This window comes from Cohnella lubricantis (genome assembly GCF_014212015.1).
GTDB lineage: Bacteria > Bacillota > Bacilli > Paenibacillales > Paenibacillaceae > Cohnella > Cohnella lubricantis.
In genome coordinates this window covers 23,729-46,903 of record NZ_JACJVN010000056.1, presented here as the reverse complement: position 1 = coordinate 46,903, position 23,175 = coordinate 23,729, and the positions used below count along the sequence as shown (strand labels likewise).

General features: G+C 59.4%; 21 protein-coding genes. 1 reads left to right on the top strand and 20 read right to left on the bottom strand.

Translation table 11 applies throughout. From position 1 onward, the window contains the following. Positions 1–18: 18 nt before the first annotated feature. The 5 genes from H4Q31_RS14530 to H4Q31_RS14510 all read right to left on the bottom strand — a co-directional run bounded on the left by H4Q31_RS14530 (position 19) and on the right by H4Q31_RS14510 (position 4,980). A complete protein-coding gene (locus H4Q31_RS14530; protein WP_260440164.1) occupies positions 19–666 on the bottom strand; it encodes a response regulator in 648 nt (215 codons plus the stop codon). Then, positions 663–1,802 carry a sensor histidine kinase gene (locus H4Q31_RS14525; protein ID WP_185179770.1) on the bottom strand — a complete coding sequence of 380 codons (1,140 nt, stop codon included), beginning with the start codon at positions 1,800–1,802 and terminating at the stop codon, positions 663–665. The genes H4Q31_RS14530 and H4Q31_RS14525 overlap by 4 nt, the downstream gene beginning before the upstream one ends. Before the next feature lie 361 nt (positions 1,803–2,163). After that, positions 2,164–3,135 (bottom strand): HNH endonuclease, encoded by a 972-nt coding sequence (locus H4Q31_RS14520; protein WP_185179769.1) that lies wholly within the window; start codon positions 3,133–3,135, stop codon positions 2,164–2,166. 173 nt (positions 3,136–3,308) lie between these two features. Beyond that, the gene (locus H4Q31_RS14515) at positions 3,309–4,328 is read right to left on the bottom strand and encodes a TrmH family RNA methyltransferase (RefSeq protein ID WP_245347323.1); all 1,020 of its coding nucleotides are present in this window, start codon (positions 4,326–4,328) and stop codon (positions 3,309–3,311) included. Next, positions 4,315–4,980: a potassium channel family protein gene (locus H4Q31_RS14510; protein ID WP_185179768.1), complete on the bottom strand. Its 666-nt coding sequence runs from the start codon at positions 4,978–4,980 to the stop codon at positions 4,315–4,317. The genes H4Q31_RS14515 and H4Q31_RS14510 overlap by 14 nt, the downstream gene beginning before the upstream one ends. A 144-nt stretch (positions 4,981–5,124) precedes the next feature. Between H4Q31_RS14510 and sspI the strand changes: the two genes are divergently transcribed. Then, the gene (gene sspI / locus H4Q31_RS14505; RefSeq protein WP_185179767.1) at positions 5,125–5,349 is read left to right on the top strand and encodes a small acid-soluble spore protein SspI; all 225 of its coding nucleotides are present in this window, start codon (positions 5,125–5,127) and stop codon (positions 5,347–5,349) included. Here sspI and H4Q31_RS14500 read toward each other — a convergent pair. The 15 genes from H4Q31_RS14500 to H4Q31_RS14430 all read right to left on the bottom strand — a co-directional run bounded on the left by H4Q31_RS14500 (position 5,328) and on the right by H4Q31_RS14430 (position 23,137). Then, complete coding sequence (locus H4Q31_RS14500) at positions 5,328–6,509, bottom strand: alpha-D-ribose 1-methylphosphonate 5-triphosphate diphosphatase (protein WP_185179766.1); 1,182 nt, start codon at positions 6,507–6,509, stop codon at positions 5,328–5,330. The two genes, sspI and H4Q31_RS14500, sit on opposite strands and share 22 nt — an antisense overlap. Positions 6,510–6,642: 133 nt before the next feature. Continuing rightward, positions 6,643–8,139 (bottom strand): MFS transporter, encoded by a 1,497-nt coding sequence (locus H4Q31_RS14495; RefSeq protein ID WP_376698252.1) that lies wholly within the window; start codon positions 8,137–8,139, stop codon positions 6,643–6,645. Between the two features lie 354 nt (positions 8,140–8,493). Next, the gene (locus H4Q31_RS14490) at positions 8,494–8,796 is read right to left on the bottom strand and encodes a pentapeptide repeat-containing protein (protein ID WP_185179765.1); all 303 of its coding nucleotides are present in this window, start codon (positions 8,794–8,796) and stop codon (positions 8,494–8,496) included. Positions 8,797–8,840: 44 nt separating this feature from the next. Next, entirely contained in the window at positions 8,841–10,436 is a 1,596-nt protein-coding gene (locus tag H4Q31_RS14485; protein WP_185179764.1) for a peptide chain release factor 3, read from the bottom strand. 110 nt (positions 10,437–10,546) lie between these two features. Further along, on the bottom strand, positions 10,547–12,097 hold the full coding sequence (locus H4Q31_RS14480; RefSeq protein WP_185179763.1) for an MDR family MFS transporter: 1,551 nt from the start codon (positions 12,095–12,097) through the stop codon (positions 10,547–10,549). A 116-nt stretch (positions 12,098–12,213) separates the two neighbouring features. Continuing rightward, entirely contained in the window at positions 12,214–13,779 is a 1,566-nt protein-coding gene (locus tag H4Q31_RS14475; protein ID WP_185179762.1) for an MDR family MFS transporter, read from the bottom strand. Between the two features lie 18 nt (positions 13,780–13,797). Continuing rightward, positions 13,798–14,463: a hypothetical protein gene (locus H4Q31_RS14470; RefSeq protein ID WP_185179761.1), complete on the bottom strand. Its 666-nt coding sequence runs from the start codon at positions 14,461–14,463 to the stop codon at positions 13,798–13,800. A 63-nt stretch (positions 14,464–14,526) separates the two neighbouring features. Further along, positions 14,527–15,216, bottom strand: coding sequence for a hypothetical protein (locus tag H4Q31_RS14465; RefSeq protein WP_185179760.1), 690 nt, complete (start codon positions 15,214–15,216; stop codon positions 14,527–14,529). 11 nt (positions 15,217–15,227) lie between these two features. Continuing rightward, positions 15,228–15,854: a YhbD family protein gene (locus tag H4Q31_RS14460; protein ID WP_185179759.1), complete on the bottom strand. Its 627-nt coding sequence runs from the start codon at positions 15,852–15,854 to the stop codon at positions 15,228–15,230. 220 nt (positions 15,855–16,074) lie between these two features. Next, positions 16,075–17,145: a hypothetical protein gene (locus tag H4Q31_RS14455; RefSeq protein WP_185179758.1), complete on the bottom strand. Its 1,071-nt coding sequence runs from the start codon at positions 17,143–17,145 to the stop codon at positions 16,075–16,077. 226 nt (positions 17,146–17,371) lie between these two features. Then, positions 17,372–18,991 carry an FAD-dependent oxidoreductase gene (locus tag H4Q31_RS14450; RefSeq protein WP_185179757.1) on the bottom strand — a complete coding sequence of 540 codons (1,620 nt, stop codon included), beginning with the start codon at positions 18,989–18,991 and terminating at the stop codon, positions 17,372–17,374. Positions 18,992–19,051: 60 nt separating this feature from the next. Beyond that, a complete protein-coding gene (locus H4Q31_RS14445; RefSeq protein WP_185179756.1) occupies positions 19,052–19,984 on the bottom strand; it encodes an ROK family protein in 933 nt (310 codons plus the stop codon). A 37-nt stretch (positions 19,985–20,021) separates the two neighbouring features. Continuing rightward, a complete protein-coding gene (locus H4Q31_RS14440) occupies positions 20,022–20,849 on the bottom strand; it encodes a MurR/RpiR family transcriptional regulator (RefSeq protein ID WP_185179755.1) in 828 nt (275 codons plus the stop codon). After that, entirely contained in the window at positions 20,827–21,537 is a 711-nt protein-coding gene (locus tag H4Q31_RS14435) for an N-acetylmannosamine-6-phosphate 2-epimerase (RefSeq protein ID WP_185179754.1), read from the bottom strand. The genes H4Q31_RS14440 and H4Q31_RS14435 overlap by 23 nt, the downstream gene beginning before the upstream one ends. A gap of 40 nt (positions 21,538–21,577) precedes the next feature. Continuing rightward, positions 21,578–23,137 carry a DUF4127 family protein gene (locus tag H4Q31_RS14430; RefSeq protein ID WP_376698251.1) on the bottom strand — a complete coding sequence of 520 codons (1,560 nt, stop codon included), beginning with the start codon at positions 23,135–23,137 and terminating at the stop codon, positions 21,578–21,580. Positions 23,138–23,175: the final 38 nt, after the last annotated feature.

Here is a 23,175-nt window from a genome sequence, read left to right as displayed (position 1 = left end):
CGCTGCTCTCTGCTTGCTCTAAGTGAGCTGCAAATAGCGATTCTTGATGGCGTAAGCGATTAATTCCTTCCGGCTGGAGATCTCAAGCTTAGCCATAATATTCGTCTTGTGATTTTCGACCGTCTTAATGCTGATATACAGCTGCTCCGCCATCTCCCGGTTACCAAGCCCCAGTGCGGTCAAGCGAACGATCTCTTGCTCGCGCGGCGTCAGGTGGTTCTCCGGTTCTCCCTTGTTGGCACGAAGGCTCCGTTGGATCTTCTCAAGATCGATCGAAGTCCGATAGTACACATTGCCCTGGTAAGCATGGAAAATCGCATTCTGAAGATCGTCGCTGTTGCCGTTCTTCAAGATGTAGCCTTCCACTCCCATGGAGGCCGCTTGCTTCACGAAGCCCTCTCCGTCGTACATCGTCAGGATCACGATCCGAACGTTCGGCAGCGCCTTCTTCGCCTCTTCGATCGCCGTGAACCCTGTCATACCCTCCTGCATCGATAGATCCATTAGGATTACGTCGGGATTCAGCCGAACGGCCTCCTGAACAGCCGTCCGCCCGTTGTCACATTCGCCGACGATCCGAATTCCCGGAATGGACTTAAGCAGCAACGCAATGCCAAGCCTAACCATCGTATGATCTTCCACTAGCATCACTTTTATCATCATCATGCCCTCCGCCTCGTGACGGGGACAGACACTAGGATTACAGTGCCCTTCTCGGGACTGGATCTTATCTTGAAGCTCCCCCCCATTAGCCGAGCCCGTTCTTCCATGTGCCTAAGCCCCAAACCTCGCTGCCCAGCTTCCGTCATGAATCCAACGCCGTCATCCCGGACTTCCAACAGGATGCCGGCTTCCGTATCACCGATCGAGATCAGGATCGAGCCGCATCGCGAATGCTTCATCGCGTTAGACAGCGATTCCTGAACGATCCGGTACAAGTTAATCTCGACGTCGGGATGAAGCCGCTCCGATAGCCGCACATCCAGTGTGAGCGTTTGCACTATCTGCGTCGTGCGCAGCTGTCGAACCAGGCCCTCCAGCGCCGCCGACAAGCCCAGTTGTTCTAGCAGATCCGGGCTTAAGGCCAGAGAGAAATCCTTCATCGACTGAATCATCCGCTCGAGATCTCTAGCCATATCGTTCATATATTCGAGCAAGCGGAGCGGAACGTCCAGCTCGCTCTTGATGAAGTTCAAGCCTAGCAGCACCGAATACAGGGACTGTCCGGCGCCATCGTGAAGCTCCTTGGCAATCCTCTTGCGCTCCGTCTCTTGAATCTCCAACGTCGTTCGAATGGCCGTCTTGGCGAACCGCGATTCTTCCGAGAGCTGCTCTTTGATCTGCTCCGCCCGCTTCCGTTCCGTGATATCGAGCAGCACGCCATACACTTGGGTTAGCTTCCGTTCGGAATCGAGCACGGGCGTGGCTCTTGCCTGCACCCACTTCCATGAATCCGATGAGAGAAGCACGCGGAATTCGACCAAGACCGGCTTCCCTTCTGACAACTCCTCTTCCTTGCGCAGGAGAAAGGGCAGGTCCTCAGGATGAACCTTCTTCCGCCATACCTGTTGGTCCCGTTGGAATTCTTCTTGCGATATGCCGAACAAACTCGCAATTCCCGCGGATACGAAGGATCGCCTGTTATTGAGATCCCGAAGCCAGACCGTCGCGTCAATGCTGGCGAGCAGAGCCGAAGCATCTCGCAAATTACGCCTTGCGATGCCATAACAGCGCATCAGGCGGTACATAGCCGCTCCTAGAATAATGCAGATCAACAAGCTGAAGAGGCCGACCGCCGTCATAATCGTCGTGTTATCCGCAAGGATTTCGCCTGCGCTTGGTTATCTAGCATTTTATTCCTCCTTAGTTGTCAAACCTAACTGTATAGGAACTCGCCTTGCCCGACTGTGATATGCCTCACACAACGGCAAGAAGACCGGCATCGGAGCAAGAGAATGCTCAGATGCCGGTCTTCCTGCCGTGTCCAATATTATGAATTGGGCTTTCGCGTTTAACCACTGATACCAGCTTCTTGTTGCATTTCCCCAATCGATAATCAAACGATCAATTAAATCGTCCAAGAGATTGGTTTTTTCTAAGCTGAATGCAACAGACTCGATACCCATGACAAACTAACAGATAGTCAATTGGAATCCCGCTCTTTTAGCGGTATTCCGCACCGCCGCCCCAAAGTTCACGACCACCTGTGTGAGCAGAATGGACATGTTCCTCTTCTTCGACTAATTCCATATGGCCTGGTTCCTCTGTATGATGCCAAACATAACCATCGGGTGTGTCCCCGTTTTGAATTTCCGCAATTTGCTCATCAGTAAAGATCGCCGCTAATTCTGGATCATTCGCTATGTCATTAGCTAATTGATCGTTCAAATATGAAAATTGAACGTCGTCTGTCTGTAGATACAAGCTCTCAGGAAGATCATAGGCATATACCTCATTAAAGTCGGGGAAAACCCCTTCGATCCAATGTCCATCGGGCAGTTGAATAGTTTTGGTCTCATATGGCACACCCGTTTCCGGGTGCTCCGTACCTGCCAAATCTGAGTTGACGGTATCGATGACTTCGACATCGGTTGTATCAGTCAAACCCTCTGCACTAACTTCTGAATGCCCCACCATGCCTGCATCAACGTTTATGGTATCGACATCCGTTGGAGCTTCCGCCGCCGCCACGCTATCTGCGCCATCTATAACATCAACAACTCCTACAGCTAACACGCCTACTGCCGCAACCATCCCTATTTTTTTCGCTCCATCTTTGACTTGATCCATGTTGCCCTCTTTAATGCCAACTACTACATTTTTGCCATTCTCATAGATGTATCCGACACCATGGACAACATCTGTCGCCGTGGTCACTACAGCCTCTCCAAGATCTGAGAATCCTTGCTTAACCTTATGATCATCCTTTTGGAAGAGTCCCACTCCAACATCAACAGTACCGCTCGCAACCTTACCGAGAAGAGTTCCTGTCTTTGCTGTAGCCCGCTCGGCCCCATCTCCTATTTCCTTGATCGTTTGGCTATTGACTATCTCGCCAACAACTCTAACTGACCCGCCGATTACCTTGCCCGTTACTGCGCCAGCAAATGCCCCCAAGTCTTTTAAGAATCTCATGCGAATGCTCCTCAGTTCAATTATATGTAATGTAAATATTCTGAAGAAAATATTGAGGATTGATAGCCTATAAGCCTAATGAAATGCTGTAATGTTACGATCAAATCTAAAAGCCGAACAAAAATCAGGTAAATACCCGAAATCAGCTCGGCTCATTCAATAGTTAGTCGGGATTAGTCAGGAATTTTTGTTGTTTGAAAAATCCGCTGCCGCTGCGACTCGAACAACAGAATCGTCGCCGCCATGGCGACGTTCAGCGACTCGGCTTGACCGGTCATCGGGATGATGATCGGCTCGTCCACAAGCGCCTGAACGGCCGGCGACAGCCCGCTGCCCTCGTTGCCGAACAGCAGCCACGTATCGCCGCCGGACAAGTCGCACTCGTAGCAGCTGCGCGTCGCCTGCAAGCTCGTGCCGTACAGCTTCGCTCCGCGGCTGCGCGCCTCCGGCAACAACGCGGACAGCTCCGCTTCCCACACGGGCACGTAGAACAGCGTGCCCATCGTGGCGCGAAGCGTCTTCGCGTTGTACAGGTCGGCCGTGCCGCGGCCGAGCACAACCGCGCGCGCGCCGCTGGCCGCCGCGCTGCGAATGATCGTGCCGACGTTGCCGGGATCCTGCACGCCGTCGAGCACAACGACCGGCCCCGAGCCCGCAGCGCCGCCGCTTGCGCCAACCGCTTCGCCAGCGCTCGCTGCGCCGGCTCCGCTACGCTCACCAGCCGCACCGCCGCACATCTCGCCGTCCTCGTTCACTGCTGCGCTGCCAGCCCCCGCCGCCGCGCCGCCAACCGTGCCTTCGCCCACTCCTCCCACGCCGCCGAACAGCGCCTCCAGCGGCTGCTCCTTGCGCAGCGCGATCGCGAACACCGGCTGCGGCGTCTCCGTCTCGCTGCACTTCGCGATAATGTCCGGCGACACCGGAATCCACGCCGTCGCCAGCCCCTCACCTGCGCCCTCATCCGCACCGCTCTTGCGCTCCGCATAAGGCAGCAGCTCAGCCGGAATGCCCATGGCCTCGTCGAACGCTACGCACTCCAGCGGCCAACCGGCCGCCAACGCTTCTGCCACCAGATGCGTGCCCTCCAGCTTGAAGCGGCCTTCCCGCTCCCGATGCTTGCGCTCGGACAGCTTCGCCCAGCCTTTGACCCGCGGGTTGGCGACTGACGTCAGCGCCGGCTCAAGGCTCCGCATAGGCTTGCTCCAGCTTGGTCAAATTCTCATTAAGCCCGACGATGACGATCACATCGCCTTCTTTCAAAGGCTCATCCGGCGGGAAGGAGATGTTCATCTCGCCCTTCCGCTTCACCGCCAGCACGTTGCACTCATACTTCGCCCGCACGTCGAGCTGCTTCAGGCTCTTGTCGAACATCGCGGACGGCAGCTTCATCTCCACGATGCTGTAGTTGCTCGAGAGCTCGATGTGCTCGAGAATATTCGGCGAGATGAGATGATGCGCGACGCGCAGCCCCATGTCTCGCTCCGGGAAGACGACCTTGTCCGCGCCGATCTTGTTCAGCACCTTCCCGTGAAGCTCCGTCTGCGCCTTGACGATAATCTGCGGCACGCCTAAGTCCTTCAGGATCAAAGTCGTCAGAATGCTCGCCTGGATATCTTGTCCGATCGCGACGACCACGACATCGAAGTTGCGAATGCCGAGCGCCCGCATCGCTTCTTCGTCCGTGGAATCAGCAGATACGGCATGCGTCACGATGTTGGAGACATCCTGCACGCGATCGCTGTCGTCGTCGATGGCCAGCACTTCATAGCCCATCTCGGACAAATATTTAGCTACGCTCGAGCCGAAGCGGCCCAGCCCGATAATTGCGAATTGTTTCTTGGCCATGATGCCGAATAATCCCCTTTCCGAACCCAATCGATGGTTTCCATTATACCACAACAGCCTCGTCCAATCTCCGCCTCTAGGCATAACAGATGCCCCGCCGGGGAAGATTAAATGCCGGAAGTCCGTGCCCAAAGGAGGATTGCCATGACCGCAACGATGAGTCTGCGGCAAGCTATCGTTCACCGCGTAGAGAACAACAGCAACGAAGAATTGCGCGAAGTCATCGAAGATTCCGTCGGCAATGCGGAAGTGACGCTGCCCGGCCTCGGCGTTCTATTCGAGATCATCTGGTCGAATAGCGAAGCAAGCGAGCAGCAGCGGATGGTCGATACGCTTCATCAGCACATTCACAACCCTACCGCCACGTAATCCCGAGTTTGCTGCACGACGTTGCCACCCACGACGGTATCCGTAACGACAGGGCAGTCCCGCACCTTGCGGACGACCAGCAGATCGGCTTGCTTGCCTCTCTCCAGCGAGCCGATCTCGCCTTCTAATCCAAGCGCGCGAGCAGGCTCAAGCGTTGCCAGCCTCACGGCTTCATTTAGCGCCATCCCCCGACTCTCCAAGGTGACAATAGCTTGAAGCATCGACGCCGGATGATAGTCCGAGCATAGGATGTCGGCCGCCCCCGCTTCAATGGCGTCTGCAGCGGACATGTTGCGGTCATGCGACCCGCCGCGAACGACATTCGGCGCTCCGACGCAGACGTGCAGACCTCGCTCTCTCGCATAACTCGCTGTGTCTAGATTCAGCGGGAACTCGACCACCTTAGCCCCGAAGCCGATAGAGCGGTCTACCAATTCTCTCGAATCGTCGTCATGGGAGGCGACCGCGATTCTCCGCTCCGAAGCTGCGTCTGCCAATGCCCTAAGCTCAGCCCAATCTACCCTTGAGCGCCGTTCCTCCAGCTCTGCGACGATCTCCGCTACTTCGTCCGGGCCCACTCCTTGATTCTTCATCACATAACGTTCGAAAGCCCCCGGCCGGCTGTACTGCCCGACGCCCGGCGCATGATCCATGAACGACAAATAATCGATCAGCCCTTCACGAACGAGCTGCTTCGCCAGCGGCATTCCGGTCAGATAGGATATTTCATAGCGTAGATGAACCCGATGACGGATCATGGCCCGTTCGCTGCGCGAGCTCACAACATGCCGAATGAGCTCCTCCATGAGCTTCTCCCCGCGAATGCTTAGTCCCACGCCGAGCGACAACGAATGGAACATCGTCGTGATGCCGTGCAGCGCCAGCTTGCGTTCGAACTGAATGAAGGCCATGTCCAGCGGGAAAATCGTATTCGGACGCGGTTCGACCTCCTTCTCGATCGCGTCGCAGTGAATGTCGACTAGGCCCGGGAGCACCCATGCGCCCGTCGCGTCAAGCACCTTTTCACCAGCCGATGCTTCAAGCTCCGCACCTGTCGGCACGATCGCCTCGATTCGTCCGTCCGAGATCGCGACGTCCGCCGCCATCACTTGATCCGGCAGCACAACGTGCCCGCCGCGCACCCACCATCGATTCGCCATGATCCGTTCCCCCTTTGTCTTGTCCCTATTGTACACACTGCCACCCCGCCGCATCAATTCGCAAGTCCTATAAACGCGCAATAACCCAATGGAGCAGCCCGCTACCGCCCCATTGGGTTCTAGCCATTCTTAATTACCGGCCTTGCTCGGAGTTCGGGTTCGTCTCTTCAAGACGGACCTGCTCCTCGTACCACCACATCGCCTCTTCCGGCTCCTCCAGAATCTCGGGGATCTCCTTCTTCTCCTCCACCGCCGGCGCCGATCCCCTCAGCGCCCGGCCGGAAGTCTCCGTCACCCGCTTGGTGACGACCGCGAAGCCGATGATCGAAGCGCCGATCAGGAAGTAAGCCGGAATCAGATTGTTCCCCGTCAAGCTGATCAGCCAGGCCATGACGAGCGGTGTCGTGCCTCCGAACAGCGACGCAGAGACGTTGTAGGTGATGGCAAGCGCTCCGTACCGCACATCCGTGAAGAATAGCGCGGGGAGCAAGGAAGGCATCGTCCCTTGGAAGCTCGCCAAGAAGACGGCCAGGACGAGCAGCCCTGCGAATACTTGTCCATTATTCCCGCTTCCGATCCAGAGGAAGGCGGGGAGCGACAGCAAGACCAATCCGATCAACCCGCCTTGAATAATCCGTTTGCTGCCGACCCGATCGCTGAAGAAGCCCATCGTCAGCACGATCGGGATCATGATGAACATGACGATCAGAATGAGCAGCAAGCCCTTCGTCTCCCCGTAGCCCAGCACCGCGGTCAGATGGGAAGGCATGTAGGACAACACCATGTAATCGACGATATTGTAGAAGAAGACAAGCACCATACCGACGAGCAGCGCCTTCCAGTGAATCGACAGCATCTCCTTCAACGGAACGCCCGGACGCTCCTCCTTCGCATGCTCCATCTTCTCGAAGGCGGGCGTCTCCTCCAGATGGTTCCGGAGATACAAACCGACGAGTCCGATCGGCGCCGCCACATAGAAGGGGATTCTCCATCCCCAGGAGAGCATCGTATCCGGTCCGAGCGCATACGTCAGCAGCGTCACCAGACCCGATCCGGCGATGTAGCCCGCCAGCGTCCCTACCTCAAGGCCGCTCGACAGGAATCCCCTCTTCTTGTCCGGCGTCGATTCGGCGATGAAGGTCATCGCGCCGGAATATTCGCCTCCCGTGGAGAAGCCCTGCACCAGCCGGGCTAGGAGCAGAAGAATCGAAGCCGTCACGCCGATGGACGCATAGCTTGGGATCAGACCGATGCTCAGCGTGGATAGCGCCATGATGACAAGTGTGACCGTCAGAATTTTCTTGCGGCCCAGCCGGTCTCCCAGTCTGCCGAAGAACAGCCCCCCGAACGGACGAACGATGAAAGCAACGGCGAAGGTCGCGAACGTATACACCAGTTGGACCGAACCGCTCATGGCTGGGAAGAACACTTTCCCGATCGTTACGGCTAGGTAGGAGTAGATGCCGAAGTCGAACCATTCCATCGCATTGCCGAGCGCTGTCGCAACCACCGCTTTGCGAGCGGATCTCGTGTCGACGACAGTAATGTCCTTCTTCTGAAGCTTCGGCAGCCTGTTCTTCCTCCGGAACGACAGCCCCGGCTTCCAGCCTCTGCGCTCGCTCTCTTCCACCCCGAGCAACCCCTTTATCTTTAAGATGACAAGGATAGCGTTAATATCCACGGGACATGGGGGTTCGTATACATGAAAAAAGCGCAGCCTCTTCGGAGACTGCGCTTCCATGTCGCAGAGAATGTATCGACGCTGCCCTGCAAAGCTCGCCATTCATGCAGCTTCATGCAATAACGGAACCACGTTCCGTTATATCGACGCCATGACGTGCTCGTAGACGCAATAGCGGAACGACGTTCCGTTATCCGCTGCATTTAATCGAGCAACCCACTTAAAACGCGGAAATAACGGAACACCGTTCCGTTATTTCGCTTACATCGTGCTTCCACTTGCCAATAACGGAACACCGTTCCGTTATCCAGAACCGAGCACCCGTGCGTCCGCGCATTCGTGCTTCCGGTGCTTCCGGTGCTTCCGGTGCATCCTCACATCCGCGCTTCCGGTGCATCCGAGCATCCGCCTAACCTCGCATCCGTAAGTCCGTGCATCCGAGCATCCGCCTAACCTCGCATCCGCCAGCCTCGCATCCACGCATCCACGCATCCGCCAGTCTCGCATCCGCCAGCCTCGCATCCACGCATCCGCCAGTCTCGCATCCGCCAGCCTCGCATCCGTCAGCCTCGCATCCGCCAGCCTCGCATCCACGCATCCACGCATCTGCCAACTTCGCATCTGCGCATCGCGCACCGAGCTCCCCCCGCTTACGGCGCCGTCTCGAGGAACTTCACTTCCGGCATCCGCTCCATCGCGGTGCGCATCGCGTATTCGTTCTCGAACAGCGCGACGTCATTGTCGTTCTTGTCCTTGACGAGCGTCGAGTTGATGCGGAACTTCGTCGGATCGATCTTGCCGCTGCCCTCCGCGACGATCCACCGCGCGAACTGGAACGGCGTGCGCGCGAGCTGAATGTCGACGCCGTACTCGTTCTTCATCCGGTACTCGAACACGTCGAACTGCAACTGGCCGACGACGCCGAGGTATGTGTCCTCGAACGGACCGACCGAGCGGAACACCTGCACCATACCTTCCTCGGTCAGTTGATCCAGCCCCTTCAGGTATTGCTTCTGCTTCAAGGCATTCTTAACCGACACCTTGGAGAAGATCTCCGGCGAGAACGTCGGCAGTTCGTCGAACACCTTGCTGCTGCCTTGGCTAAGCGAATCGCCGATCCGGAAGATGCCCGGGTCGAACAAGCCGATGATGTCGCCCGGATACGCCGTGTCGACGATCTCGCGGTCCTGCGCCAGGAACTGCTGCGGCTGCGACAGCTTGATCTCCTTGCCGGCGCGGACGTGGCGCACGCTCATGCCGCGCTCGAACTTGCCGGAGCAGATGCGCAGGAACGCCAGCCGGTCGCGGTGCGCCGGATTCATATTCGCCTGAATCTTGAAAATGTAGCCGGAGAACTTCTCGTCCGTCGGCTCGACTTCTCCTTCGGTGCTCTTGCGCGATGCCGGCTGCGGTGCGAGCTGCAGGAAGTTCTCGAGGAACGTCTGCACGCCGAAGTTGTTGACGGCGCTGCCGAAGAACACCGGCGTCAGTTGGCCCTGCATCACCTTCTCGTAGTCGAACGGATCGCCCGCGACGTCCAGCAGCTCGCACTCGTTCACGAGCTGGTCGGCCAGATAATCGCCCGCCATCTGGCGGATGAGCGGATCGTTATAGTCCTCGACCTTCTTCACTTCGATGGTCGAATGGTCGCTGCCGTCGAACACTTCCACTTGCTTCTTCATCCGGTCGTACACGCCGCACAGCTCGCGGCCCATGCCGATCGGCCAGTTCATCGGCACCGAGCGGATGCCGAGCACGCGCTCGATCTCTTCGAGCAGGTCGAACGGGTTCTGGCCTTCGCGGTCGAGCTTGTTGATGAACGTGAAGATCGGGATGCCCCGCTTGGCGCACACCTGGAACAGCTTGATCGTCTGCGCCTCGACACCCTTCGCGACGTCGATGAGCATGACCGCGCTATCCGCGGCCGTCAGCGTGCGGTACGTGTCCTCGCTGAAGTCTTGGTGGCCCGGCGTATCGAGAATATTCACGTGCTTGCCGGCATATTCGAACTGCATCACCGAAGACGTGACGGAGATGCCGCGCTGCTTCTCGATCTCCATCCAGTCGCTCGTCGCGTGGCGAGCGGCCTTGCGCGCTTTGACGGAGCCCGCCGTATGAATCGCGCCTCCGAACAGCAGCAGCTTCTCGGTCAGCGTCGTTTTCCCCGCGTCGGGGTGGGATATAATCGCGAAGGTGCGGCGTCTCGCCACTTCATTCTTCAGTTCTTCGCGCAGTGTCTGAGTCATAGAGTCAAAGTTCCTTCCTTAGGAAAATGGCAGCTTCCATTATAGCACACATTGTGCCTCCGGATAGCCAAAACGAACCGCACATAGGCGGTCCGCTTCGTCCTTCCATATTAAGCTTCCACAGGAGCGGCTGCGATCTTCTCCGCTTCCCCATCCTCGTTCTCTTCCTTCTTCTTCAGCACTTCGTGCTTCAGGAACCAGACGATGACGAACGCCGCGACGGCGAACCCAAGCCCAATGGTGAAGATGTTCTGGAATGCGTGCGAGAACGCCTCTTGCACTTTCAAAGTAACGCTCGGATCCAACCCCTGCGGAATGCCGCCCGTCGCGATCGTCTCGGCCGAGCCTTCGGGCAGCTGATCGCTCAGCTTCATGACGCCGCCCTTGATCTGGCTCGCCAGCAAGCTGCCGAACACGCTCATGCCGATCGTCATGCCGACCGTCTGGAACAGCTGGACGAACGACAGCGCGACGCCGCTATGCTTCTTCTCGACGGACTCCTGCACGATCAGGTTGTCGCCGCCGAACAGCGCGCCCATGCCGAAGCCCATAATGAGGAACGTCACGATAATATAGAGAACGGACGTATCGACTCCCACCTGCGAGAGCAGGTACATGCCGATGATCGGCAGCGTGAACGAGACGATGAACAAGGTGCGGTAAGCCACCCGCGTGATCAGGAAGCCGATCAGGATGCTGACCGGAATCGCGCTCGCCATGAACGCGATGTTCAGATACCCCGATCCGGTCGGCGTCAGCCCCATGACGTTCTGGGCGAAGAACGGGAACATCTGAATGCCGCCCATCAGACCCAGCATCAAGACGCAGACGAACAGCGACAGGACAACGACGGTGCGATTCTTGAACAGGTGCAGCGGCAGAATCGGCTCCTTCGCCCGCTTCTCGATGAAGACGAGCACGGTGAAGAGCAGAGCCGACAGCACGAACAGTCCGATGACCCATGGAGAAGACCAGCTAAGGCCACGGTTATCGACCAGCACAGGTGCGAGCAGCAGCGACAGCAAGGCTACCATCATCGTGAACGCGCCGGCCCAATCGATTGACCGCTTCTCTTCCCCGCGCGCTTCCCGCATGCCGATGGCGAGCACCGCCGCCGCGAGCAGTCCGACGGGGATGTTGATCAAGAACACCCAATGCCAGTTGACGTGGCCCACGAGATAGCCGCCGACGGTCGGGCCGAGCAGCTGCGGCAGGAACATGACCGGTCCGATCATGGCCTGAACCTTGGCCCGCTGCTCCAGCGGGAACGTGTCGCCGATAATCACCATCGCGAGCGGCATCATGCCGCCGGCGCCAATGCCTTGAATGCCGCGTCCGATCAGCAGCACCGTCATCGACGGCGTTAGGCCGCAGACGATCGAACCGGCGATGAACAGACCGACGCAGGTAAGATAAACTTTTTTCCGACCGAATAGATCCGCCAGCTTGCCGAGAATCGGCATGAACATCGTCAGCGACAGCATGTAGATGCCGGCCACCCAACCCATGAGCGACAGGCCGTGCAGCTCGCGGACGATCGTCGGCATTGCCGTGGAGACGACCGTCTCGTCCAGCTCCGAGAAGATAAGGCCGATCAGAAGACCGATCAGCACAAGCACTTTATTATTGCCTTTTGCGTAAACCAACTTTAGCCACCCCATATCCAGGTTTCCTGAAGAGACCCTCTATTGTTTCTCCTGTCGGCCTCTCCGTGCGACACCTAGATTACGAGCCGAGTGTGAACTCAATATGAACTGGGTTCAATAGGATTATTCTCTTATTTGGATTCCGCTGCCGAGGCAGACGCTTGGCCGCCCGGCTTCCCGCCGGCCTTCTGCGCTTTAGGCGGAAGCAGCATGCGTTCCTTGCCCATCGTCATGACCGCGACGATCGCCAGCGCAGCGGGAATGATCGCCCACAGGAACATCGTCGTGATGGAAGAGCTCATGGCGTCGACGATTCGATCCAGCACATCCTTCGGGATCGCAGCACGCTTCTCCGAAGTCAGCGACTCGCGAATGTTGCCGAACGAATCGCCGCTTGGCGCGCCCCCCGGCATTCCGCTGAATGCGTTCGCCAGATTGGCGCCCAGCTCGTTGCGCTGCACGATACCGAAGATGGTCAAGCCCACCGTCATGCCGAGCGAGCGGACGAATGACAGGGTCGAGCTCGCCGAGCCCCGCTGCCGCTCATCGAAGCCATGCATCCCCGCCATGCTGAGCACCGAGAAGGAGAAGCCGACGCCCAGTCCTACCACGATCATGTACGAGGCGAGCTGCCACTTGGAGGTGTCGGGCGTCAATGTCGCGAGCAGAACCGCACCTAGGGTGAAAATAAGCGCGGAGCCTATCATAATCTTGCGATAGCTCATCTTCGTGCTTAGGAATCCGCCGACCTGCGCCGATACGACCGAGCCGAGCGTCATCGGCAGCAGAATGAGGCCGGAGCTCGTCGCAGAGCCTCCGTTCACTCCTTGCACGAAGATCGGAATGTAGACGGCGAAGGTGATGAAGCCTGCGCCGTAGAGCAAGCCGCTGATCGTGCTCGCCGCGAACAGCCGCCGGCGGAACATGGCGTACGAGATGATCGGCTCCTCGGCTTTAGCCTCCGCGATGAAGAAGGCTGCGATTAGAACTGCCGCTCCGGCGAACAGCGAGATGACTTGCGTGGAATCCCAAGCATACTGCTGGCCGCCCAGCTCGAGCGCGAACATGAGGCAGACGACTCCGCCGACGAGCGTCGCCGCTCCCCACCAGTCGATTCTCTGTTTGGCATGCTGCAGCGATTCCTTGTAGAGGAATAGAATGAGGACAAGCGCGAGAAGCCCAAGGGGAAGGTTAAGATAGAAGATCCAGCGCCAATCGATATGATCCACGATGTACGCGCCGAGCAGCGGACCGAACAAGCTGGAGGTGCCGAACACCGCTCCGAAGATGCCCGACATGCTGCCCCGCTTCTCCATCGGGACGACATCGAATAGAATCGTGAACGCGATCGGCACAAGCGCGCCGCCGCCGATGCCTTGAATCGCGCGATAGATGCTCAGCTCGACGATGTTCGTCGCCGTGCCGCACAACACCGAACCGGCCAGGAACAACACGATGCCGAGAACAAAGAATCGTTTGCGCCCGTACATGTCGGACAGCTTGCCGAAGATCGGCATGCCGGCCATCTCGGTCACGAGATAAGCCGAGGTGACCCAGACGAACTTCTCCATCCCGCCGAGGTCGGAGACAATGGTCGCCATTGCCGTCGATACGATCGTGTTGTCGATCGCCGCGACGAAGATGCCGAGCATGAGCCCGGCGAGAATCAAGCCAATCCTGTTGCGCTTGATAGCCATGGAATGGTGCCCTCCCGATTAAGAATCAATCTTATGCTCCGCGCCGATCTGCGCGCCTTTGCCCCGGGCCAGCGACTGCCGGTACTCCACGCGTTCGATCTCGCAGCCGGGTCCGATTCGAACCTCGTTGCCGCGAACGACCTTCGCCTTCGTATATTCCAGATCGAGACGGTCGCCTTCGATCGTATTGGCTCTCAGAATCGGAGACTGGCCGAAGGCGAACACCCTCTTCAATCGATGCCCGCGCGAGGGCTTAATCAAGATCGTCCCGCCGCCGATCTCCGCAGCATCCGAGGATCCGTGCAGCCGGATCTCCAGCTTCTCCGCGTTCAACAGTCCTCTTACCTTAACGGCGCCGGTCACCATGCACGCTTCGCTCTCGAAGTCGCCTTCCACCATTAGCTCGCCCATTAGCTTGAAGTTCTCGCCTCGGCAATTGCCGCGAACGTTCGCCTGGCCCGTAATTACCGCTCTTCGCGCAGACAAGCAGCCTTCCACGTCCAGCTCGCCTGTCAGCTTCACGGTGCCTGCCTTCAGATCCCCCTTGACCTGCGAGGTGCCCGTGCACACCAGCGATTCACATTCGGTCTGTCCGATCAGCTCACTCTCGCCGACGATCTTGACGTTGCCGAACTTGCCGCCGTTCGATCGGGTCGTGCCAATTAACCGCATACTCTCACTCATCTTGCTTCCTCCTCTATAAGCATATAAGCTGGCTTCCTGGCAGCCCCGGTCTATCCCGGCAGCTCAGGCTTGAACTTGCTCGCTCACCTTCGCCTGCGGGTGCACGTCGATCTCGGACCGATACTCCACCCTGCCGATCGTGCACCCTTTGCCGATCTTCACGCGATTGCCGCGCACAACGGCAGCCGCCGTATGCTCCAGCTCGATCACGTCTCCTTCAATGAGCTCTGTCTCGAATTGCGTGACAAGCCGCGGAATGGCCCACTTCAGCAGCCAAGCCCATCTGTTCCCCGGTCCCTTGGTGATGCGAATCTGCTCGCCGCCGATCTCTCTGGCCGTACATTTGCCCTGCAGTTCAACGTCGATGGAATCCGCGCTCAGCAGCCCCTTGATGTCTACGCATCCACGCGCATCGAACTTCTCGGCTGTGCAATCGGCGCCGCAAGTCAGCATGCCGTTCATATTCAGCTGTTCGCCATACACTCCGCTCTCTACGCGCAGCATGCCGTCGATGCGGGCGCTGCCGGAACGGAGCCCGCCTTCGATCCTCATTTTCCCATTGATATCGATCTTCTTCGCTTGCACGTTCCCGCGCGCCGTAATGACGCCGTTCGCTTCGAATGTCTCCGCCTCCACATCTGCGAGCACCTTGCACACACCGTCCAGATGGATACTCTTGTACACGCCGCCCGCTGCGCCGCCGATGCCGCTAATGCTCAGATCCTGAAGAGAATCTTGATTCGCCTGATTCATTCCATACCCTCCTAAGTAAGCTTCATTTGCAACTGTTCTGCGCATTCGGCCAGATTCATCCGGGAGACCAGCTTCGCCGTATTCTCCAAGTGTGTCTCGTTGGGCAGGGAGAGCAGCAGGAGCGTCGATACGCCCATCTTGCGGATGAACAGCAGCTCGCACGGCTTGCCTTCGAACCTCGGAAAGTGTTCCTTCATCGTCCGAATGAGCATCTCCGCTTCGTCCAGATTCATCTCGCCCGTCTGAAGCAGCTGATCGGCCGTGTAGAAAGCCAGCGTCTGTTCGAACGAGTACACGGTATCGTCCGGGTCCTTCGCGCCGAAACGCTCCATCACCAATAACGAAACAATGTTACGTTCCACCAACTCGTCTTTGCGCAGCCGAATATCGTACAGCATCGGCGACAGCTTGCCGGCCAGCTCATCGAGCGACAAATCTTCCTTCATATTCAAGATTCGGTCGATCCGCGCCAGAATCAAATCCTTCGGGAAGAACGTCTCTTGGCCTGTGAAGGTGGATTTGCGGATGAACCAATCCTCCGGAATAAGCTGCTTCCGCTTCCAGCGGTACAGCTGTCCGTAGGAGATTCCCGTCATCTCGAGCAAGTCTTTCTTGGAGATCAATTCGCGATCCGTCACATTGTTTCACCATCCTTGCTGATAATGTAACATAACACTGTTACGTTGTAAAGCCGGAAATAGTAAAATTACGTAACAACCCTCCCGGAATCCCGGGAGGGCTGCTGAGTGGACGAAATTGTCGAAACCGCGAAGGGCTGGAGCAAACGCAGCAGGTCAACCGTTACGCTAGAACTCAGATGCCGGTTAAACGAAGATACGCGCGCAGAACGGTTCTACGTCAATCCGGGCTGTTCGTGAAATAGAACACCTGGGGTCCGGCGGCGCCGCCAGGCAGGCTGAGTTCTCCCTCGAAGATCTTGCTCCGCTTATTCACCTTGAGATCGGTAATCTTCCAGGCGTCATTGTAAGTAAGGTAAGGCGTTTCGAATAGCTTGCCGTTCCAGCCGACGACATAGTTGCCCGCTCCGCCGGACGGATTCTCGTACACCGAGATCAACCGATTCTCGTCCATCTCGTTATTAATGACGAAGGAGAGCCGATACAACACGCCATAGTTGCCGTTGTTGATAACCGTACCGCCGTCGACCGCATTGTAGCCCTCCTCATATTCGCCTGGAAGGGCGTCGCTCCATGGCCCCGAAGCCGCCGAATCGATGCGGATGAGCGCGTTGCCGTCGGAGGTATCATACTGCAGCGTGCCCGACCTGTCGTAGTGCGGGAACGTGCCGCGCACGTGAACGTCGCCGGGCAGGATGGGCTCCAGCTCGGGGTGGGCCGGCTGCTCGCCGGCATAGCCAAGCGTCGTTACCGTCACCGAAGCCGGGAGATGCGCATGCTGGCTGACCGCATCGAACGTCGCGATGCCGCTGACCGTGTACGGATCAGGAGCCTGAAGGGCTAAATAATAATTGTCGCCCGGCTGCAGGATTGCCGCCAGCTGTCGGCGGCGGTCCGTCTTCATATACTCCTCCAGCGCGATCTGGCCGGCGACAGCCGGGGAATAATCCACGGCCGCGCCTGCGCCTTCCGTGAACAGCATCACAGGTTCGCTGCTCGTGTTGGTCACCGCGACGGCGACGTTCAGCTCGGCGCCTGTTCGGTTCTGGTGATGCCAGAAGACGCGGAATTGCCCTGTTACCGTATCCCGGTAATATGCGCCTTCGGTCTTCGGGGACTCCGGCGAATCGCTCAGAATCAGCGCTCCGCCTGTGCCCGTCAATTCGGGCTTGTCCATATGAACGGCCGGCTTCAACGTCTCAACGGGAACCTTCTCGCCTTCGGCGAATGCCGTGGCGCCCGTCATTAGGGTTCCGATTAGCACAACTTGCAGCAGCAGCTTGGCTCTCATCAATATTTCCCTCCCGACAGTTGGTATAACCCTTCGCGGTTTCGACAATTCCGCCCATCTTTGTAACGCTCTCCGTCTATCATGTCCCCCTATGCTGCTGCCCGCTGTCACGCGGTTCTCAGTCACGCGGTTCAATGTCGAACCCTTCTCTGTTACGCGGTTCAATATCGAGCCGTTCTCTGCTGCAGCTTCGCTTTGTTAGCCGATCCGTAACGGCTGCTCGGCGTTACACCAGCCCGAGCATCGCTTCGGCTTCCGCTTCTTCCGGCCAATGCAGCTGCACGCCTCGGCCGGCGAGCTGCTGCTGGAATCTCTTCAGGTGCGGCGCATCGCACCGGACATCGCGGGGCAGAACGCCATGCCGGATCGCATACGCCGCCAGCGAGCCTGCCGCTTCCCCGATATTCCATTCCGTCGGATGCAGCCGATAGCAGCTGTTCGTCACCTGTGTGGTGCCGATATTCTTGCAGGCGGGCAGCAGATTCGTCATCCGGATCGGCAGCAGCGCGCCTAGCGGAATCTCGTAGGGAAGGCTCGGAATATAATAGCCGCGCCGCGACACCGTTGTGACATGTACGTCTAGCGCATAGCTTCCGACGCCGACGCTGTCCTCATAACGCCGGATTCCCAGCCTCCCGCGGCATTCGGCGCTGACATCCGCTTCGGTAATCCGGTATACCGGCCGGATGCGCCTGCTCTCCCGAATATAGGGCGACTTCGCCAGCCCGTCGGATGTGCCGAGCATGTCGCCGCGCAGCCGCAGTCCCGGATACCCGGTCCCGCCATCCAGCCGAGGCGCTTCGGTCTGCAGCCAATAGACGAGCGACAGCGTCAGCTGCCGCGCAGCCTCCAGCCGTTCGCTCCGTTCACGCTCCGGCACGCCGATGATCGGCCCCAGGAAATAATCGTTCTGCGGCCAATTGAGCAGCGAGACCGGACCGTCGTACAGCGGCTTATCCAGCTGCCTCGGTTCGACGATGCGGCGGTAATCCCACAGCGACACGATCCCCCGATCGTTCGGGAACAGCGTGAACCTCTTCGTCTTCGTCACATCCTCCGGATTGACGGTCTCCCAGCTAAGCATCGGATAAGGAGAATAGAAGGGGCGGTAGCTCTTCCAAAAATCATATTGCTCCGGCTTCGGAATCGTGAACGTTCCGCCTTCCGCATAATCCAGCGCCGCAACGTGCGTAATGGCTTGCATATCAAGCGGATCGGCCTGCTCCGGCGCATGCGGCTCATTCGTGTCGCCGCGGGCTTCCGCTCCGCTGACGAATTCCGTTCCGGTCAGCGGCAGCAGATCCCCAAGCTCCGTCGCATCGAGATAATACGCGCCCTTCAGCGTATATTCTTCGCTGCCCCGCAGGCCGCCATCGCCGCGAATGCGGCGCACCGTCACCGACACCACGCGGTCGCCTTCGGTTCGCGCTTCGACCGGCGCGCAACCGAGCCGAATATCGACCCGCCCGCTGTTGACGAATGGCGCGAGCATATCCTCCAGCACGCGCAGCGCGACTCGCGGCTCATGGCAGAGCCGGCTCACCCAGCCTTGGCCGGGGTTCAGCAGCGGATCGTTCTTCGCCTGCTCGGCGAGCGGATAGTTGTCGCGATAATAGCTGCGGACGCGATTGCGGAAGGATAGATAAGCCGCCGTGGCTCCCATATCCCGCTCAATCCACCTGTGCTCATCCGGAGGCACCGCCTGTGCGGTCAGTTGGCCGCCGATCCAGTCCGTCTCTTCGGTGAGGATGACCCGCATGCCCGCCTCGGCCGCTGCCAGCGCCGCCGCCGTTCCGCCTACGCCCCCGCCGATAATAATAACGTCCGCCTTCAGCTCCTGCCGCATCTTCGATCCTCTCCTATCCGCTTCAATCATTGCCTCGCCTATACAGCAGCATAACCTGCTTCAATCGCGCTTTACCGCTTCTGCTGTCTCGCCCGCGCAACCCAGCCGCCGGAGCGCAAGAGCCGCCGCGCCATAAGCGCCAGCATCTCCGCCCAGCTTCGCCGGCAGCACGGCGGCGGGAGAGCGCGAGTCCTTCAGCGCCTGCTCAAGCATCGCCCACCATGGCGTTCCCGCTGCCGCAAATCCGCCGCCAATAATGAACGCCTCCGGATCGAAGCCCTCCTGCAGGCTGCCGATCGCCAGCGCCAGCCACTGCGCATGCCGCGCGGCCGCCTCCAAGGCGGCGGCGTTCCCAGCGGCGGCATCCGCCATCACCTCGCGGCTGCCGGCGTATCGCTTGCCGGCCGCCTCGCCCGCCATCCGCGCGAGCGCCGTCGCAGACACATACTGCTCCAAGCAGCCGCGCCGGCCGCAGTTGCAGATCAGCCCGCCGGGGACGAGCACGCTGTGTCCCCATTCGCCTCCGCTCCAGCGGGCGCCGCGCACCAGCTCGCCGTCCGACATGTTGGCGCCGCCGACGCCGGTGCCGAGCGTCAGCATGATCAGGTGCTTCTTGCCTACGCCCGCTCCCAGCCATACTTCGCCCAGCAGCGCCGCGTTGCCGTCGTTCTCCGCCGCTGCCGGCAATCCGAATCGTGCTTCGGCCCACGGCTTCAGCTCCATCCCCATCCAGCCGGGCAGATTATCCGTCGCATAGAAGACAACGCCGGCATCCGCATTCACGCGCCCTGCGGTGGCGATGCCGATCGCCTCCGCCTCCGGGCATCCGTTCCGCAACCGCGCAACCAACGATTCCACCGCGGCTAGAATCGCTTCGCGTCCACCCGCAGCGTTCGTCGCCGCTTGATCGCGCAGGCATACCCGCCCGCTGCCGTCGGCGACGATGCCCTTGATCGAGGTGCCGCCGATATCGATGCCGATGACCTTCGCCAATCGAGCCGACCTCCCTCACCGGCGGCCGCCCGCCGTCTTAATAGATCTTGTCGATGACAGCGCGCGCCGTCTTCTCCTTCATCGCCTTCGCCCGCGCCACATCCTTGCGCGCCAGCCCCTCGCAGATAAGATCGATCAGGAACAGCTGCGAGATCTTCGCCCCGATCGAACCGCCTTCAAGCGGCGACTCCTTGCCGGCGGTCAGCAGCACAAGATCGGCGATCGACGTAATCGGCGACTTGGCATAGTTCGTCATTGCGATGACGGCCGCGCCGCTCTGCTTCGCCTTCATCAGGATGTCGTTCGTGTCGATCGTGCTGCCGCTTAAGCTAATGCCGAAGGCGACGTCGCCTTCGCCCATCGAGACGGCCATCATCGCTTGGATGTGCGCGTCATTGACCGCTTCCGCGCGTCTACCGATCCGCAGCAGCCGCGTCTTGGCATCCTGCGCGGTCACGCCCGAGGCGCCCACGCCGAAGAATTGAACGTGCCTTGCCTTGTCGATCAAGTCGATGACCTGCTCCAGCTTCTCCTTGTTCAGCAGGCTCATGCTGTCCTGAAGAATGCCCATCGTCTCGCGGTAGACCAGCTGCGTGAAGTCGCCGTCAGCTCCTGCCTCCGCCTCATCCGCCTTCTTGTCGCGCTGATCCTGGGCGAGCGCCAGCTTGAAGTCCTGATAGCCCTTGAAGCCAATCTTGCGGCAGAACCGCATGACCGTCGTCTCGCCGACGCCCGATATCTCCGCCAGCTCCGTCACCGAATGATAGATTAGATCGTCAGCGCCGCCCATCACGCCGTCCGCTACTTTCTGCTCCGACTTGGTCAGCGATGGATAATACGAGTTAATTCTTAACTTCATGTCCATGCGATTGCGCACTCCCCTTAGTGGCTGCGGCTGCGAACCGCTGTGTGATGAGCTGCGGGCGGGTAATCGCCGAGCCTATGACGACGCAGTGCGCGCCTAGGCTCAGCATCTGCCGCGCCTGCTCCGGCGTCTCGATCCGCCCTTCAGCGAACAGCGGCAGCCGCAGCTTCTTCGCCGCCTGCTCCACGAGCCCGAAGTCGGGCCCTCCGCCAGTCGGCGAGTAAGACGTATAGCCCGAGAGCGTCGTCGATACGCAATTCACGCCCAGCTTCTCGGCATACACCGCTTCCTCCAGCGTCGATACATCCGCCATCATGAGAATGTCCCGCGACCGCATATAGGCGATCAGGCTCTCCAACGTCTGGCCTGCCGGACGCTTGCGCCTCGTCGCGTCGAACGCGATCATGTCCGCGCCTGCTTCCGCCAGCTCGTCTACCTCATTGGACGTCGGGGTGATATACACCTCCGAACCTTCATATTCCCGCTTCACGATGCCGATCACCGGCAGCGATACCGCTCGCTTGATAGCTCGGACATCCTCTCCAGTATTGGCTCTGATGCCAACGGCTCCGCCCTGCTCCGCAGCCTTCGCCATGTGTGCCATCATAGCCGAGCCGTGCAGAGGTTCATCCGGCAACGCCTGGCAGGATACGATAATGCCGTGCCGGACTCGTTCCAATAGATTCATCGCTGTCCTCTCCCTTGCACGCCGATTATGCGGGCCGCCGCTAGTCGCGGTTCCGGACCGCCTTCACCTCTAACCCCGTCTCGAACATGCGGCTCCAGGGCATGTAGCAATCCGTTATGGCAACCCGATATTCCGACTTGTGATTGATATGCTCGTTCGCGAACCGAGTCAACGCTTCTCTGACCAGCTCGGCCGCCTTGCCCCGCTGGCCGTCTACCGCGAAGTAATCGAGGCCCAGCTCGCGGATGGGTCCGTTCGCGATCGCCCTGCGAACGCTCGAACAATAGCCGAAGTCTTCCACGTAACGCAGCGCCAGAAAATCCAGGTGTCCCTGCGTTGGTCCATAGATCGAAAACAACATGAGCTGCGCGAGGACGGTGCCGAGCGAATTCGCGCTCGTGTTCCAGCCGGCATAGCCGCCGAGCCGGAACAGCAGCCCCTTCTGCCGCAGCAGCTTCAGCAGCAGCAGATCGCCGCCGTTGCCGTAGGCGACATCGGCGACGCCGATCGGCTTGCCGTAGCGCTCTAACGCGAACGCGCCGTATTCGACCAGCTCGACCAAGCTTCGCAGCACTTGGTCGTCCGCGTAAGGATAGCGCTGCGTCACCGCCTCCTTCATCGCGCCTCCCGGCGTATTGACCAGCAGCAGCAGATCCGCTTCCTCCGCGCTTGCCGCCGTATGGCCGCCGGCCGCCAGAATATGCGCCTTCAAGCTCTCGAAGAAGGGGCGATCCTCATAGATCGGCGTGAAGTAAGGCCCGTTGGCGCTGGACAGCCGCGGATAGACGAGCGGCGCTCTTCCGTGCAGCTCGTTGAGCATGCGCGCCAGCAGCGTGCAGCCGGCCTCATCTGCGCCAGGATACATAAGTGTCCGAAGCTCGGCGTCACATCGGGCGATCTCCTCGCGCACGAGCTCCTGGTCCTTCGCCGTCCAGCCATAGGGCGCGGAATCGTCCTGCGGAATGACGAGGAAGTCGATCACGCCCGCCGCCGCGCTGGCGACCGCCGCCTTGTTGGCCTCGGCGTTAACCGCGCGGCGGCCTAAGTAGTCATCCCGCACCTCCTCGGGCAACGCCGCTTCGATGCGGGCCAGCTCCGCCGCTTCCTCTTCAGAAGCGAGCCCCAGCTCTTGTCTATGCCTGAGATAACCGCTGAGGAACAGTTCTCGCCCCCAATCGGCGTAATAGTCCGGCTCCTCGTCCGCGATCGAATACTGCGGGCAGCGCATAATGAGATGTACCGCGAACAGCTTAAGCCGCGGATGGCTCCGCTTCAGCTCGCGCAAGCGGCGGATGCGCGCTTCGCACGCCTCAGCATCAAGGCTGTGCAGCCGCGAAGGCACGATGCCGCCGTACAGCAGCGTATCCAGCGAGACGATCGCGCCGTAGGCGTCCGCGCATTCCGCTTCGAGCCACGCCCACAGCCCGTCCGTATCGCCGGGCTGCTTCTTGCGCCCCATCAGCGGCAACGGCGGGCGAACGAGCGACACCGCGGAATCCTTGGCGAGCAGATACGGGAATTCATAATTGCAGGGCCGCTCATCCAGCGGCAAATAGACGATCTTCGGTTTGCGCCCAGGCCGATTCATCGTGCCGGACATGGCCATCCTCCTTTTCGAACACGAGACATCCCAGCCTT

Coding starts and splice junctions, on each gene's coding strand:
- H4Q31_RS14530 (WP_260440164.1), bottom strand. CDS start 666: ATGATGATGATAAAAGTGATGCTAGTGGAAGATCATACGATGGTTAGG.
- H4Q31_RS14525 (WP_185179770.1), bottom strand. CDS start 1,802: ATGACGGCGGTCGGCCTCTTCAGCTTGTTGATCTGCATTATTCTAGGA.
- H4Q31_RS14520 (WP_185179769.1), bottom strand. CDS start 3,135: ATGAGATTCTTAAAAGACTTGGGGGCATTTGCTGGCGCAGTAACGGGC.
- H4Q31_RS14515 (WP_245347323.1), bottom strand. CDS start 4,328: ATGCGGAGCCTTGAGCCGGCGCTGACGTCAGTCGCCAACCCGCGGGTC.
- H4Q31_RS14510 (WP_185179768.1), bottom strand. CDS start 4,980: ATGGCCAAGAAACAATTCGCAATTATCGGGCTGGGCCGCTTCGGCTCG.
- sspI (WP_185179767.1), top strand. CDS start 5,125: ATGACCGCAACGATGAGTCTGCGGCAAGCTATCGTTCACCGCGTAGAG.
- H4Q31_RS14500 (WP_185179766.1), bottom strand. CDS start 6,509: ATGGCGAATCGATGGTGGGTGCGCGGCGGGCACGTTGTGCTGCCGGAT.
- H4Q31_RS14490 (WP_185179765.1), bottom strand. CDS start 8,796: ATGCGTGGATGCGTGGATGCGAGGCTGGCGGATGCGAGGCTGACGGAT.
- H4Q31_RS14485 (WP_185179764.1), bottom strand. CDS start 10,436: ATGACTCAGACACTGCGCGAAGAACTGAAGAATGAAGTGGCGAGACGC.
- H4Q31_RS14480 (WP_185179763.1), bottom strand. CDS start 12,097: ATGGGGTGGCTAAAGTTGGTTTACGCAAAAGGCAATAATAAAGTGCTT.
- H4Q31_RS14475 (WP_185179762.1), bottom strand. CDS start 13,779: ATGGCTATCAAGCGCAACAGGATTGGCTTGATTCTCGCCGGGCTCATG.
- H4Q31_RS14470 (WP_185179761.1), bottom strand. CDS start 14,463: ATGAGTGAGAGTATGCGGTTAATTGGCACGACCCGATCGAACGGCGGC.
- H4Q31_RS14465 (WP_185179760.1), bottom strand. CDS start 15,216: ATGAATCAGGCGAATCAAGATTCTCTTCAGGATCTGAGCATTAGCGGC.
- H4Q31_RS14455 (WP_185179758.1), bottom strand. CDS start 17,145: ATGAGAGCCAAGCTGCTGCTGCAAGTTGTGCTAATCGGAACCCTAATG.
- H4Q31_RS14450 (WP_185179757.1), bottom strand. CDS start 18,991: ATGCGGCAGGAGCTGAAGGCGGACGTTATTATTATCGGCGGGGGCGTA.
- H4Q31_RS14440 (WP_185179755.1), bottom strand. CDS start 20,849: ATGGACATGAAGTTAAGAATTAACTCGTATTATCCATCGCTGACCAAG.
- H4Q31_RS14435 (WP_185179754.1), bottom strand. CDS start 21,537: ATGAATCTATTGGAACGAGTCCGGCACGGCATTATCGTATCCTGCCAG.
- H4Q31_RS14430 (WP_376698251.1), bottom strand. CDS start 23,137: ATGTCCGGCACGATGAATCGGCCTGGGCGCAAACCGAAGATCGTCTAT.